Origin of the sequence: Cupriavidus plantarum (assembly GCF_905397285.1) — a bacterium.
GTDB lineage: Bacteria > Pseudomonadota > Gammaproteobacteria > Burkholderiales > Burkholderiaceae > Cupriavidus > Cupriavidus plantarum.
The window spans coordinates 1,505,212-1,519,835 of sequence record NZ_CAJPUX010000001.1 but is presented as its reverse complement, the minus strand read 5'-3'; the positions used below and the strand labels follow the sequence as shown (position 1 = coordinate 1,519,835).

Annotated in this window: 11 protein-coding genes; 5 read left to right on the top strand and 6 right to left on the bottom strand. The window is 65.7% G+C overall.

Annotated elements, in window-relative coordinates:
• Window positions 1-50 precede the first annotated feature (50 nt).
• The 4 genes from KHP16_RS07010 to KHP16_RS06995 all read left to right on the top strand — a co-directional run bounded on the left by KHP16_RS07010 (window position 51) and on the right by KHP16_RS06995 (window position 6,266).
• Window positions 51-2,003, top strand: a complete 1,953-nt coding sequence (locus KHP16_RS07010; protein ID WP_211959815.1) for an FUSC family protein — start codon at window positions 51-53, stop codon at window positions 2,001-2,003.
• A gap of 176 nt (window positions 2,004-2,179) precedes the next feature.
• Entirely contained in the window at window positions 2,180-4,012 is a 1,833-nt protein-coding gene (locus KHP16_RS07005; protein ID WP_211959814.1) for a phage integrase family protein, read from the top strand.
• A gap of 80 nt (window positions 4,013-4,092) precedes the next feature.
• A complete protein-coding gene (locus tag KHP16_RS07000) occupies window positions 4,093-5,004 on the top strand; it encodes an alpha/beta fold hydrolase (RefSeq protein ID WP_115952260.1) in 912 nt (303 codons plus the stop codon).
• A gap of 182 nt (window positions 5,005-5,186) precedes the next feature.
• Window positions 5,187-6,266, top strand: coding sequence for a catalase family protein (locus KHP16_RS06995; protein WP_211959813.1), 1,080 nt, complete (start codon window positions 5,187-5,189; stop codon window positions 6,264-6,266).
• 45 nt (window positions 6,267-6,311) lie between these two features.
• Here the strand turns inward: KHP16_RS06995 and KHP16_RS06990 are convergent, their stop codons facing one another.
• The 3 genes from KHP16_RS06990 to KHP16_RS06980 form a co-directional block, all read right to left on the bottom strand.
• Window positions 6,312-8,612, bottom strand: coding sequence for an FdhF/YdeP family oxidoreductase (locus KHP16_RS06990; protein WP_121490933.1), 2,301 nt, complete (start codon window positions 8,610-8,612; stop codon window positions 6,312-6,314).
• A 105-nt stretch (window positions 8,613-8,717) separates the two neighbouring features.
• The gene (locus KHP16_RS06985) at window positions 8,718-9,923 is read right to left on the bottom strand and encodes a GAF domain-containing sensor histidine kinase (RefSeq protein ID WP_121490934.1); all 1,206 of its coding nucleotides are present in this window, start codon (window positions 9,921-9,923) and stop codon (window positions 8,718-8,720) included.
• Window positions 9,924-10,055: 132 nt separating this feature from the next.
• On the bottom strand, window positions 10,056-10,706 hold the full coding sequence (locus KHP16_RS06980) for a cysteine hydrolase family protein (protein WP_211959812.1): 651 nt from the start codon (window positions 10,704-10,706) through the stop codon (window positions 10,056-10,058).
• Window positions 10,707-10,795: 89 nt separating this feature from the next.
• On the opposite strand from KHP16_RS06980, the gene KHP16_RS06975 reads away from it, so the two are divergent.
• On the top strand, window positions 10,796-11,479 hold the full coding sequence (locus tag KHP16_RS06975; protein ID WP_244835669.1) for a cytochrome P460 family protein: 684 nt from the start codon (window positions 10,796-10,798) through the stop codon (window positions 11,477-11,479).
• A gap of 92 nt (window positions 11,480-11,571) precedes the next feature.
• Here KHP16_RS06975 and KHP16_RS06970 read toward each other — a convergent pair whose 3' ends face one another.
• The 3 genes from KHP16_RS06970 to KHP16_RS06960 form a co-directional block, all read right to left on the bottom strand.
• Window positions 11,572-12,816 (bottom strand): extracellular catalytic domain type 1 short-chain-length polyhydroxyalkanoate depolymerase, encoded by a 1,245-nt coding sequence (locus KHP16_RS06970; RefSeq protein WP_211959811.1) that lies wholly within the window; start codon window positions 12,814-12,816, stop codon window positions 11,572-11,574.
• Between the two features lie 69 nt (window positions 12,817-12,885).
• Window positions 12,886-13,311: a CopG family transcriptional regulator gene (locus KHP16_RS06965; RefSeq protein WP_109581143.1), complete on the bottom strand. Its 426-nt coding sequence runs from the start codon at window positions 13,309-13,311 to the stop codon at window positions 12,886-12,888.
• Between the two features lie 110 nt (window positions 13,312-13,421).
• Window positions 13,422-14,600: a porin gene (locus KHP16_RS06960; RefSeq protein WP_211959810.1), complete on the bottom strand. Its 1,179-nt coding sequence runs from the start codon at window positions 14,598-14,600 to the stop codon at window positions 13,422-13,424.
• Between the last annotated feature and the right edge of the window lie 24 nt (window positions 14,601-14,624).

Here is a 14,624-nt window from a genome sequence, read left to right as displayed (position 1 = left end):
TTGGCATCTCTACCCCGCAATCGCGCCGAACCGCCGGCGTGTGACATGTTATGGCGCACTGGCCCAATGCCCGGCAGTGGCTGTTCTCGCTGAAGGCATTCGTGGCCGCGATGCTGGCCCTGTACGTCGCGCTCTCTTTCGGTCTGACCCGTCCTTACTGGGCGATGGCCACGGTCTATTTCGTCGCGAATCCTCTGACGGGCGCGACGCGTTCCAAGGCTGCGTATCGTGTCGCTGGCACGGTGCTCGGGGCGGCCGCCGCGGTGATCACGGTTCCGCTGCTCGTCAATATGCCGATCGTGCTGACCGGGGCCATCGGACTCTGGATCGTTCTGCTCGTTTATCTCTCGCTATTGCAGCGGTCGCCGCGGAGTTATGTGTTTCTGCTCGCGGCCTATACGCTGCCGATCGTCGCGCTGCCGACGGTGATGGCGCCCGCCGATGTGTTCGACATTGCGGTGTCTCGGGTGGAGGAGATCGTCATCGGCATCGTGTGCGCATCGCTGGTGGGAGCCATCGTCTTTCCCGCGCGCGTGGCGCCGGCATTGCGGGCGCGGGCACAGCAGTGGCTCGACGATGCGGAGGCGTGGGCGCGCGACATTGCGGCCGGTCATCCGCGGGCGGATGCCGGGCGATATCGGCTGGCGACGGACATGCTGGCGCTGGACCAGATGATCGAACAGTTGTCTTTCGATACCGAGAGCCGGGGGACGGTGGCGCGGGCTCGCGCGCTGCGTGCGCGGATGTCGAGCGTGATGCCGGTGCTTGCCGCGCTAGACACCGTGTTGCATGCAAAGCGCGAGGGCAGCGCGGTGGCCTTGCCGCCTGCCGCGCTGGAGACCGCGGTGGCGCGGCTCCGGGCGCGGCATGAGGCGCTGATGCGAACCTGCGTGACGCTGCAGCGGGGGATTGGGGATCGGGCCGGCGCTGCCAGTCGCGAAAGCGACGGCGGGGCAAGGGGGCGAGAGGCAGGCACCGGTGAAGGGGCGGGCGCCGGTGAAGGGGCGGGCGCCGGCTCATCCAGCGAGAGCGAGGACGCGGACGGGCTGCATCACGATCACGGCATGCTGTTGTTCAACGCGGCGTCGGCAGGGCTGGCTGTCTTCTGTGTCGGCATGCTGTGGATCCTCTCCGGCTGGCAAGACGGTGGCGGCCCCGTGGCGCTGTCGTCGATCGCGTGCTGCTTTTTTGCGACGGTCCATGAACCGCGCCCCGTGGCACGCCTGTTCATCAAATGGGGCGCCGTCTGCGCGACGATCTCGTTGTTCTTCCTGTTCGTGGTGCTGCCCTATGCCCAGACCTTCGAAGCACTGACTGGCCTGCTTGCCTTGCCGTACGTCGGCATCGGCGCGCTCATCGCGCGTCCCGGGTATAACGTGGTGGCGATGCTGCTCGCCATCACCACAGCGTCGTTCACCAACGTCCAGAGCATCCACGACGCCAATTTCATCGGATTGTTCAACACTTACCTCGCCAACGCCGCGGCATTGCTGTTCGCGCCGCTGTGGGCCATGCTCGTCCGCCCCTTCGGCTCGCAAGCCGTGGCCCGCCGGCTGATTCGCGCAAGCTGGCACGACCTGGCGCGCGCGGCCACCTGGCGCGCGGTCGATATCCCGGCCTCGGGCGCGGGCTTCGGCGCGCGCATGCTGGACCGGCTCGGTCAGCTGACGCCGCGGCTTGGCGCGACGCGTGGGAAGGTGGCGTCGGATGGCTTCGCCGAACTGCAGATCGGCTTTTGCACGATGGCGTTGCAACGGGCATTGCCATCGTTGCGCGGGCCGCTCCGGAAGGCCGTGCGACGCGTGTTGGCCATCGTCGCGCGGCATTTTCATACGCAGGCGCGGACGGGGAGCGCGGGGACAGTGCCGCCCGCGTTGCAGACGTGGATTCACGTGGCGTTGGCCGAAGCATCGCAGTTGCGGGATCGGGAACTCGCGGCCAGCGTGGAAAGCGCGCTGGTTGTGTTGGGCGTCACGCTTGGAGGGCATGAGACCGCGCGTTGACGACGAGCTCGACAACGTCGTCGAAAGGCAGTCGGAAGGTCGTCGGAAGTCGCGCCGATACGAATCGCATATCTTGATAACTACCATTATCTCGATGGAAACTTTAATCCCGGAAGTCCCACCGCTGAGGTATCATCCGGAAACCCGTTTTGCCCCGAGTTTTATTGCGATAGTCCGTGCCAGTCCCAGAAAAAGAACCCGTCCGACGCCAGCGCGCCGCCATCGCCCCCGACAGGCTGCTCGGCCCCCATCACTTCGCGTTCTACCGTGGCTGGCTCGAAGGCGTCGACCTCGCCCGGCTGGCCGACCGGTATCTCGATACGGGGCTCGACCTCCGCGTCGCCCGCGCGACCGTGGACTGGATCGCGGAGGAACTGGCCCGGGGCGTCCGCCGCCTCGCCACGCGAAGCAGGGCCGCGGCGGGGGAGGGCGGCACACCGCAACGCCGCTGGAGCGAGTCTGCCTGGCACGCGCTATTCCATCCGCCGGCCGGCGAGACGGCCGCCGCCCGCATCGCAAGACGCAAACGCCAACAGCGCGCGCTCGAGGAACTGCAGCCGCTGCTCGCCGCAAGACCCGCTCCCGACGATGCGGTCGCGGGCTGGTTCACACCCGCCATCGCACAGCGCCTCACCGCAGCAGGCATGACCACGCTCGCGATGCTGCAGGCCGGCATCGCGCAGGGTGGCGCGCGGTGGTTCCAGCGTGTGGACCGCATCGGCGCCCACACGGCCCGGCGCATCGAAGCATGGCTGGCGGAGTTCGCCGCCGAGCTGGGCGCCATTCCCGCCGCCGCACTGGTCCCCCGACGCAGCGCGACCGCCGCCGAGCTTGCAAGCCTTCGCCCGCCCGCCGCGATGGTCGCCCCGCTCGAATCGCTGTTGCTGCCGCCGGCCCTCGACGGCCGCCAGGGCCACAACCGCGCGAACGCCGGCAGCGAGCAGCGCATTGCCGCGCAGAACGACCTCATGGCGATTCATGCGTGGCTCGGCGTCCATCCCCCCATCGGCGGCCACACATGGCGTGCCTATCGCACGCAGGCCGAGCGCTTTCTACTGTGGGCCGTCTTCGCGCGCGGCAAGGCGCTGTCCGACCTGACCGTCGAGGATTGCAGTGCGTATCTCGCGTTCCTCGCCGATCCTCAGCCCGCCGCGCAATGGGTGGGACCGCGCGGGACGCCGCGCTATCGCTTCGACTGGCGCCCCTTCGAGGGGCCGCTATCGCCGGGCAGCGTGCGCCAGGCCTACACGATCGTAAAGAGCCTTTGCGCATGGCTCGTCAGCGCGCAGTACCTGCGCTACAACCCGTTCGCGCTGCTGCCAAAGCCGAAAGCGGCGGGGCAGGGCCGCATCAAGGTGGCGCGCAGCTTCACCGACGCGCAATGGCAATTCCTGCGCGGCTTCGCCGCGGGGCTGCCGCCCGATGACGCGCGCACCGCCCGCATGCAGTTCCTGTTGCGCTTTGCCTATGCCACGGGCCTGCGCATCTCCGAGCAGGCGCAGGTCACCGTTGGCGATCTGCGCCAGCAGGATCTCTCGGCCGATCAGCGCGGCGTGTGGACGCTGTCGTTCATCGGCAAGGGCACGCGCGCCCGCGAGGTCCATGTGCCCGCGCCCGTGATCGAGGCCCTGCGCGACTACCTGCAGGCGCGTGGGCTCGTGCGCGAGTTCGAACGCCTGCATCCGGCCACGCCGCTGATCGGCCGCGTCAAGAACGACGGTGCCAGCGGCAAGCTCTCCGTAGCGCAGCTCGACGCGATCTGGAAGGGGTTCTTCGCGCAGGCGGCCGACGTTCTCAAGACCGAGGACGCCGCCGCCGCGGCGCGCCTCGCGCAGGCCAGCGCGCACTGGCTGCGCCATACGTTCGGCTCTCACGCGATCGCGCGCGGCGTGGCGCTCGACGTCGTGCAGCACCAGCTTGGCCACGCGTCGCTGGCCACCACATCGGTCTACGTCCACGCGGAAGATGCGCGGCGCGCGCGGGAACTCGATCAGGCCGGCATGTATTGACCATCGCCCGCCGATGGGCCCATCCTGTCGCGTCACCGTTGCAATATCGTCGCCCCGCGCGACGAGAGGGAGGAGGGCACATGCTCAAGCACATCGAAACCGGCCTGCTGGACATCGCCTATGACGAACAGGGCGAGGCGGACGGATGGCCCGTCGTGCTGCTGCACGGATTTCCATACGACATCCACACCTACGACGACGTGGTCCCGCGCTTGAAGCGGCATGGGGCCCGCGTCATCCGGCCCTACCTGCGCGGCTACGGGCCGACGCGCTTCCTGTCACCCGATACGCCGCGCTCCGGCCAGCAGGCGGCACTGGGCGCGGATCTGCTGGCGCTGCTCGACGGCCTGCATATCGGGGACGCGATACTCGGCGGATACGACTGGGGCGGCCGCGCCGCGTGCATCGTGGCCGCGCTTCACCCATCGAGAGTCGGAGGGCTGGTTTCGGTCAACGGCTACAACATCCAGAACATTGCCGCCGCCATGCAGCCCGCCCAGCCGGAACAAGAGTATCGGCTCTGGTATCAGTATTACCTTCATGGCGAACGGGGGAGGGCAGGGCTTGCCGCGCATCGCCGCGAGTTCTGCCGATTGCTCTGGTCGCTGTGGTCGCCCACGTGGCACTTCACCGAGGAGACCTTCGCGCGTAGCGCGGCGTCCTTTGACAATCCCGATTTCGTCGACGTCGTCGTGCATTCGTACCGGCATCGTTTCGGATTGGTCGAGGGCGATCCTCAGTTCGACGACATCGAGCGCCAGTTGGCCGCCGCGCCGCCGATCAACGTTCCCGCGATCACGCTCGATGGCGGCGCGGACGGCGTCATGCCGCTGGCCGGAAACCAGTCCAATCTGCATCGTTTCACCGGCCGCCACCAGCGCCGCGTCGTGGACAACGTGGGCCACAATCTTCCGCAAGAGGCGCCGGAAGCGTTCGCCGACGCGATATTGGAAGTCCATGGATGGCGGCAGCCGGGGACTCCTGCCCGGTAACGCCCGAGCCGAAGACGCCCCTCCGCGGTGCAAGCGGACAGCGAGCAAATCGTACCGGCAATCGCGCTCCGGAAAATGTAATTGCTGCGCGCGCGGGGCGATCGAAACACGGCCGTGTGTCGCGTCTGGCGCTGGAATGAAGCTTGCGTTGCGGTGGCGATCCGTTTCCGCCTGGAGCCTTCATGTCCGCCGCAATGCCCGTCCGCCCGATTCCCTTCGACCCCAGCCTCGAACAGGTGCCGGAGGACGAGGCCACCACGGTGATCAAGCTGATGGAGGTGCTGCACGAGATCCAGCAGACCACCGCGAAGGACTACGGCTATGCGGTCCGCAGTGTCCATGCAAAGTGCCATGGCGTGGTGGACGCGGAGATGGAGGTGCTCGCCGATTTGCCGCCTGAACTCGCGCAAGGCTTGTTCGCGACACCGGGTCTGCATCCGGTCGTGATGCGGCTGTCCACGAATCCGGGCGACGTTCTCGAAGACAGCGTATCGACGCCGCGCGGGCTAGCCATCAAGATCAGCGAGGTGCCCGGCGAGCGGCTACCCGGCAGCGAGGGCCGGAGCACGCAGAATTTCGTGATGGTCAACTCGCCAGCGTTCTCGGCGGCCACGCCGGAGAAACTGCTCGCGAACCTGAGCCTGCTCGCCAAGACGACGGACCGGGCCCCGCGCGCGAAGAAGGCGCTGTCGGCGATGCTACGCGGGGTCGAGCAGGCGATCGAATCGGTCGGCGGCGAGAGCGCGACGCTCAAGAGCCTGGGCGGCCATCCACCGACGCATATTCTGGGCGAGACGTTCTACACGTGCGTCCCCATCCTCTACGGCCCGTACTATGCGAAGGTCAGCATCGTGCCCGTGTCCCCGGAGATTGCCGCGCTGGAGGGCACGCGCATCGCCTTGCGCGATCAACCCGATGCGCTGCGCGAAGCGGTCCGCGCGTTCTTTGCGCGGCAGGGCGCGGAATGGGAAGTGCGCGTGCAACTTGCCACGGACGCCAACACGATGCCGATCGAGGACGCATCCGTCGAATGGGACGAGGGCGTCAGCCCCTATCTGCCCGTGGCGCGTATTCGCGCACAGCCGCAGGACACGTGGGCGGAGGCGCGCGTCACAGCCATCGACGACTGCATGTCGTTCAACCCATGGCACGGAATCGCCGCGCATCGCCCGCTGGGCGGCATCATGCGCGTGCGCCGGCATGTGTACGAGGCCTCGGCCGACTTCCGCGAGCGGTTCAATCAGTGCCCCATGCATGGATAAGCACCGATAAGCATGGATAGTCAGGGTCGGTCACGGTCGGCGCGATCACGCGCTGGCCACGACCCTGACGGGAATCGACTTTACCGCGGGAACGTGGCTCTCCTTTGCATGGTGCCAGAGCGGCACCAGCGGATTGCATTCGGGGAAATAGCCCGCCACGCAGCCCGCCGGCAGATCGAACGCCACGACCTCGAAGGCGTCCACGCGCCGCGGCACACCATCGTCCGCCACCGTTTCCAGCGCAACTCGCTGCCCAGCGGCGAGGCCGAGACGATGGATGTCGTCCGGGTTCATCAGGACCACCATGCGCGTGCCCTTGATACCGCGGAAGCGGTCGTCGAGCGAATAGATCGTCGTATTGAACTGGTCGTCGCTGCGCAGCGTGAACAGCCGAAGGGTGGTGGCGTCGATCGGATGCACGTCGGGATCTTCGCATAGCGATTGCGGTGTGAAGAACTCCGCGCGGCCGCTTTTCGTTTTCCACTTTCGCTCGCGCGCGGGCAGGGGGCGGTGAAACCCGCCGGGCGTCCACATGCGCGCGTTGAAGTCGTGAAAGATCTCGGGATAGGTTTCGGCGATGGCTTCGCGGATCAGCGCGTAATCGTTCTCCCACGCCGTCCACGGTACCGAATGCGTTGGGCCAGCGTCGCCGATCGTCGCACGCGCGATGCCCGCGACGATCTGCTGCTCGGACAGCAGGTCGGGGCCCGCCGGCCTCGCAATGCCATGGGACCCGTGCATGCAGCCCGTGCTGTCTTCCATCGAAACGGCTTGCGGTTTGTCCCCCCGCATGTCGCGCTCGATGCGGCTCAGGCAGGGCAGGATGTACGACACGGTGCCGTGCACGAGGTGGCTGCGATTGAGCTTGGTCGTGATGCCGACCGTCAGGCGCAGCCTGCGCCATGCCGGCTCGAACGCAAAGCGGTCCGGCACCGAACGGACCAGATTGCCGCCGAGCTGGATCACCGCAAGGACGCTTCCCCCGATGATGCCCTTGCAGGCGCCGACGGTATCGAGCCCTTTCTCGCGCGGCGGCTCGAACCCATATTGCGCGGCAAGCTTGTCGAGTGGCGCGAGTTCAGGTTTCTCGGTGATGCCGACCGTGCGCTGCCCCTGCACGTTGGAATGGCCCCGCACGGGAGAGGGCCCCGCGCCGGGCTTGCCGATATTCCCACGCAGCAGGAGCAGATTGGTCAGCATCCGGACGTTCTCCACGCCGAGCCGATGCTGGGTCAATCCCATGCCGTAATGCGCGATCACCGCGCTGGCCTTGCCATACTCCGCCGCCGCGGCTTCTAGCGCGGCGCGCGTCAACCCGCTCTCGCGCTCGATGTCCGCCCACTCGGTTTGCGCGACGAACGCCGCGAACGATTCGAAGCCGACGGTATGCGCGGCGATGAAGGCACGGTCGAGTAGTCCCGGTTTGCTGTCGCGCAAGGCGAGGGCGTCTGCTTCGAGCAGTGCCTTGCAGAGGCCGGTGATCGCGGCAAGGTCCCCGCCTGCCTTGACCTGATGGTATTGCGTGCTGATCTGCGTGGCGCCGGGCGTCAGCATTTCCGCTGGCGACTGCGGATTCACGAATCGCACGAGGCCCGGTTCCCGGATGGGGTTGAACGTAATGATCGGCACGCCGCGGCGGCGCGCGTCCTGCAGTGGATGGAGCATGCGCGGGCTGTTCGTCCCGACGTTTTGCCCGAAGAAGAACATCAGGTCGGTCTTCTCGAAATCATCCAGCGTGATCGTGCCGACGCCCACGCCGATGGCCGCGGTCAGCGCCACCGACGTGCTCTCGTGGCACATGTTCGAGCTGTCGGGCAGGTTGTTCGTGCCGTACTGCCGCGCGAACAGCTGATACATGTACGCGGTTTCCAGCGAGGCACGGCCCGATGTGTAGAACACGGCGGCGTTGGGCGCGATCGCGCGCAGCTCTCGCCCGATCTCTTCGAACGCGCGCTCCCACGACACAGGTTCATAACGGTCGGTCTGCGCGTTCCATCGCATCGGCGAGGTCACGCGGCCCGCTTCCTCCAGATCATGGTCGTGCCATGTCTCGAGTTCCGCGACCGTATGCGTGGCGAAGAAATCGGGATCGACCCGTTTGTCCGTCAGGTCCCACGCGGTGGCCTTGGCGCCGTTCTCGCAGAACTCGAATGTATGCGGGTCTTTCGGCTTGGCCCACGAACAGCTGGTGCACATGTGGCCGTCGGGCTTGTTCTGCCGCATGAGGACGCGGCCGCCTTCGAGGGCCGCATGTTCGCGCGTGAGGACTTCCGCGACGGCTTTTACCGAGCCCCAGCCGCCCGAGGCATGTCCATACTCTTTCGTTTCTTTTTTACCGCCCGGCATAGGAACTCCACGTACGAATGCGCATGGCCGCCATTGGAGGCCATGCGTGGTGTCATTCCCGTTGACGGGTGCAAATTTCGTACCCTGTTTTATCTCGTACCAGGCTTAGCGTAGCGGAATCCGCGCCGTGAAACAGGTTCCGCACTCGCGGGTGGAGCGCACTTCCAGCGCGCCGCCATGGGCGCGGACGATCTCGTGGCAGATGTACAAGCCGAGTCCCAGGCCGCCGGCGGCGCTGCGTTCCGCCGGCCGCCAATACGGCTCGAAGAGCCGTTCCAGATCCTCGGAGGCGATGGGCTTGCCGCCGTTCGTCACGGACAGCACCAGTTCCGCTTCCAGCGCCTGCGCCCGGATGACGACCGGCGCTTCCGCATCGCCGTAGGCGAGGGCGTTCCCCAGCAGATTCGACACAAGCTGCTGCAGTCGCGCGACGTCGCAATGGACCGTCGTGTCGATGTGAATCTCTTCGACGATCACGCGGTCGGGACGGGTCTCCGCCAGTTCGGCGACAACGGCGTGCAATGCGCAGGCGAGATCGGACTCGGCGCGCGGGGCAACCGTCATCCCCGCGCCCAGCCGGCCGCGCGCGAAGTCCATGACGTCTTCGATCAGGCGCGACATGCGCTGCACCGCGGATTGGATGCGCTGGCCCGTCTTGACGTGTACCGGGTCGGACTTTTGCGCGATCAGTGCCTGCGCCGCATAGCTGATCGCGGAGAGCGGATTGCGGAGGTCATGGCCCAGCACCGCGATGAACTGCTCGCGCAGTTTCGCGGTCTCCCGTTCCTCGGACAACGCCGCGCGAACGCCCTGCGTCGCGCGATCGCTCGCGAGTTGCGCGGCGATGAGGCTCGCGAAGCTTTCGAACATCGCGAGCGTGCGCGAGTTGGCGACCGAGGCCGGATTGGCGTCGATGGCGCAGAGGTTACCGAAATAGGATCCATCGGGCAGCACGATCGGCACGGAGATATAGCTCCGCAAGCCGTAGATCAGCGGCGTGTGATGACCGTTGTAGATCGGATGCTCGTTGAAATCGTCCACCACGATCGGCTGACGCGCGGCGCGCGACTCGAAGCACAGCGTTGTACGCAGATCCAGTTGCCCGCCAGCGGCAAGCCCGAACGACACGCGATCATGCACCGCGCAGGCCGTCCACGACTCATCGGTCACCCGCGCGACGGCGGAGAAGCCCATGCCCGTCGCGTCGCACACGAGCTGCAGGATCGTCGGCACCGCGCTGATGCGGCTGACCGACGCAATGTCTTCCACCGGAACGGCAGGGGGCTGTGGCGCGGGGAGGGAGACACTCATCTGCGGGCTTTCTTGTTGTGCTAACCGGATTCACGCGTGGAGGCCGGTGGCCTGTGACGAAACGCGTACGCACAACATAGTACAGCGCGCGGATGGCTCCCGACACGCTTCAAGTCCTCCCCATCATCCGAGTCACCCCTTCATTTCCGCGATCGTCTGATCGGTGGTCAATACGGCGTGCGCCAGAAACTGATAATTCGTCATCGCGGCCTTGTAGCCGTCTCCGATGGTGGGATGACGCGGTCCCGCGACGGCGTCCGAGATCACGGCCACCACAAATCCCTGTTCGAGCAGATCCCGCAGATGGGACTCGACGCAAAGATTCGCGATCATCCCGCCGAGCAGGATTTTCGAGATGCCGTTCTTTCTCAACTGCAGGACGAGGTCGTTGGTTTGCGGGCCAAAGACCTTATGCGGGCTGACGACGATGGTTTTCCCATCGTTGATGTATGGCTTGAACGATTCGAGCCAGTCGGCGCCCGATCCTTCGAACCCAGTGAGATCCAGCGCGCCGGCTCTGGCAAAGCTCTTGTTTTCAAATTCACCTTGTTCGATCGGCCCGTTCATTTTCCACGTGACATCGGTCGGATAGAAGTAGTGCGGCGATATGAAAACCAGGTAGTCCAGTTCCTTGGCCTTTTTGAAAACGCGCTCCATGTTCTCCACCGTCTTGTTCTCTGTGACGCTCTCCTTGAGAACCGCCCAGTTCACGCCCCGAGGGCTGAGCACATCGTTCTGCGGATCGATGAAGACCACGGCGGTATCGCTGCGTTGACATTGCATGGTAGCCCCTTGGTGAGTTCGCCTTCAGCCAGACGACGGCATTAGTGCTAGGAACATTAGTTCCTGTTCAGCCGTCACGCGTCGATCGCTTGTCGAAATGGCACCACGCCTTAAGAAATCGCATCACCATGCGCCCCGGCGGCCCCGATGGTCGTGATTCCGGGCTGGCCGGCAATCCAGGTTTGGACGAACCTTCTAGCAGCGTCGATATGCCGGAGGGGCCAGTCATGCGTGTGCGTAGCGTAGTCGTGCGTTATCCCTTGCTCGTTGCCGCGACCTTGAGCGTTCTTTTCCCCCTCGAATCGACGACCGTCGCAGCCGCGAACGAGGACGCCGTTGGCTCGCCGATCTTCGGCGTGACGCTGCCCCCCGGGTATCGGGAGTGGCCCTTCGTCAGCATTGCGCATGAAGCGGGGGACAACAACGACATACGGGTGGTATTGGGAAACGAGACCGCCATGACGGCGTTCCGCAACGGCGTCCGGCCGTTTCCCGACGGCAGCATCATCGTTCGTCTCGCATACGTCTACGAGCCCTCGGCGCAGAACAACGCGGCGTTTGGGCGCGAGCAATCGTTCGTCGCTGGCAAGCCGACGAACGTGCAGGTGGAAGTAAAGGATTCAAAGCGGTACGCCAGTACGGGAGGATGGGGGTACGGGCAGTTCGAGGAGGGAAAGGTGAATACGAGTCTCAAGGTGATCAACAGCTGCTTCGCCTGTCATCAGAAGCTGCCCGCCAAAGAGGACTTCATATTCACCAGGTTTTCCAGGTAGACCTGAGCCATCGATGGCAGGCCGAAGGCCGTGCGGCACCAACGTTATTTAACATAATACGTGTTGTACATTAAACATGTATTATGAAGCACTTAGACGGCTTGGCTCTTCGGATGCGCCAGGAAAAACCTCACCATCTCGCGGCTGGCGTCTGGTCCTTTGGGGTCCGTGTACGACCCGGCGCGGCTGCCGCCGGACCAGGCATGGCCCCCGCCATGAAGGATCCAGTACTCCGCGGGGATGCCGCCCGGTGGCGTGATCTGGTGGCGCGTGTACGCGCGGCCCGGGCGCGTGGTGTTGCGCGCTGTGTTGCGCGCTGTGTTGCGCCCTGTGTCGCGCGTGGTTTGGCGTTGCTCCGGGCCTTGCTCGTACGGCTCGATCAGGCGCCCGCCGTTGGACGGATGCACGGTGGGGTCCGCGTCTCCGTGAAAGACGATCATCGGGCGTTGCGGGCGTACGGGCGCGGTGGTGCCGCGCTTGGAGATGCCGAGGCCCGTGCCGCCCTTCATGGCGCCCAGTGCCGATGGCAGATCGTGCGCGGCACCGGCCGGCAGGCCCGAGTGGACGCCGGCGGCGGCGTACAGGTCCGGATAGCGGTCGATCATGATGGCGGCCATGGCGCCGCCGGCGGAAAGGCCCGCGATGTAGATCCGCCTGGGGTCGATCGGCTGGGTGGCCAGGACCTCTCGCGTGATACCGGCAAGGATCGCCGGTTCGCCGCGGTCGGCTTGCTGGTCGCCCGGGCGGAACCAGTTCCAGCATTTCGATGGGTTCGCGTTGGCGCCCTGAATGGGATAGACCACCGCGAAACCGAGTTCGTCGGCCAGCGCGTTCATGCGCGTGCCGGCGGCGAAGTCGTCCGCGTCTTGCGTGCAGCCGTGGAGCATGACGACCAACGGCATGGGCGCGCTTGCGGGCTTCGCGGGCATGTAGAGCTTGTATTCGCGTTGGCCGGCCTGATTGGCAAAGCGGTGGCTCGTGAAACGGCCGGATGCGGTGAGCGGCTCGCCGGCCGTGGCGGGCTCCACGGTGGGTTCCAGTATTGGCGCCAACGCGGGCTCCACGGTCGGCTCAGCCACCGCCCCTGCCGGCTTGCGGCGCTTCACAGTGTCGTCGGTCAACAGGTGCTGCACGACCTGCGCGGGCATCGGCGCGCTCAGTTCATCGCGTTCCAAGTCATCGCGTTCCAGGTCATCGCGTTCCGCTCGCATGCCGCTGGGCTGCGACGAAGGCATCAGCGCGCGCTGGATGATCGCGGTGGCCTCTGCCGGCCCCGCGCTGCGGAGCGCGCGCATGGCGTCATGCATCGAAGCCAGAAAGGCGTCGTTCATTTTCATGGGGTTTCCTTGCAATGCTGGCGAACCAGCCCGGCTGAATGCCCGTAGTGCTCGTCATGAGCCGGTGTGCTATCGGATGCGTCCAGCCAATGCCGCCTTGACGGCAGCTGGCGCGTGAAAGGCTCCAAGGACGACGACCGATTCGATCGTCGCCTCGGCCAGTTCGGGTGTGACATCGGGCGCGATGCTCGCGAGACCGAGCACGCGGATCGCCAGCCGTTCGTTGGCGCGCAGCGCCGCCTCGAGGTCCTGCTTCGTGAATTGCTGAAGACCGAGAACCAGCTGGCGGCGCGTCGCCGTTTCCTCGATCGCCTTCGCGTGGACGGACAGCTGATTGCGGATGGCCGTGCGGATCAGGTCCGTCCGGTTGGAGTAAAAGCCCTCCTCCACCAGCAAGTCGATTTGCCCGAGGTCCACGGGGCCAAGGTTGATCGTGATTTTCTCGGTGTCGCCGCCCTTGGGTTTCAAGGCGACGACGGGGGCTGCGTTTGCCATTGCTATCTCGTTCCGGGACGTCGTCGGCATCCGGATACCATCCACCCGCCATCCATATGGATGGTTATACGCAACGCCGGCCCAGAGGTCAAGCGTCAAAAGGTCAAGCGTCAAAAGAAGTGCCGCACCCCAACGCGCACCATGACCTGGTCCGGCCCGGACGCCACATTCGCCGCGCCCGCCACATACGCGGCGTCGAGCACGCTGTCGGTCTTGTCGCCCGCCACGTGCTGGTAAACGGTCTGCAGGTAGACGTCCGTCCGCTTGGAGAGCAGGTAGTCCGCCATCAGCCCCACCGAGTGGTACACGGGATGTCTGCGCCCCGAGGTCGCATCGAAGGTTGCGCGCGTGTAGGCGTACATCGCGCCGAACCAGTACGAGCGGCTCGGCTGGTACTTGATGTTCGCCTCGACGTTCTGGAACCGCAGCGCGGTAAGCGTGCCGGACGCCGCGACGATGTCGCCCACGTAAGCGGAGCTGCGTGGATCGGACACGTCCGTTTGCGCGTACGACACGCCCAGCTGAAACCTGCCCATCTCGTACGTGCCCCCCGCCCCCCAGATCCTGAGCTTGCTGCCGGGCAGGTTCTGATCGGCGCCATTGTTGAGCGCGCCAAAGGACGTGGCCGAGGGGCGGTCGGCCTGGAGGTAAGCGGCGGCGAGCGTCAAACCGCCCTTCGCATACTGCGCGCCGCCGCTGAACACGCGATTGTTCGAGAACTTCGTGTCCTCGCTGAAGCCGTACAGGCCGCCGAACTTCAGGCCCCCTATCGCCGGGCTCGTGTACTTGACGGCGTTGTTGATGCGAAACGTATTGATGAGGTTGTCGTTGTCGTATGGGTGCGCGAACATGTAGCCGCCCCACGAGCCGCCCGCGGTGGTCTGCGCGAGGTAGTCCACCACGGAGTCGTACTGGCGCCCGAGCGTGACGGCGCCCCAGCGCTCGTCGTTCAGGCCCATATAGGCCTGCCGCCCAAACAGCGCGCCGCCCTGATACGCGCGGCCGTTGTCGACATCGAAGCCGTTCTCGAGCAGGAACAGCGCCTGCGTGCCGCCGCCGAGATCCTCGCTGCCCTTGAGGCCCCAGCGGCTGCCATGCGGGAACCCGCTGGCCATCGCGACCTGGCTGTGGCCGCCAACGTTGTTGGTGTAGTTGATGCCCTCGTCGATCACGCCATAGAGCGTGACGGATCCCTGTGCCAGGGCAGGCATCGATGCCAACGTGGAAACTGCGGAAAAAAGCGCTGCCATGCACAGGCAACGTGTGCGATCGTCCTTCTTGAAAGTCATGCGGATTGTCCTGATCGGGCATCG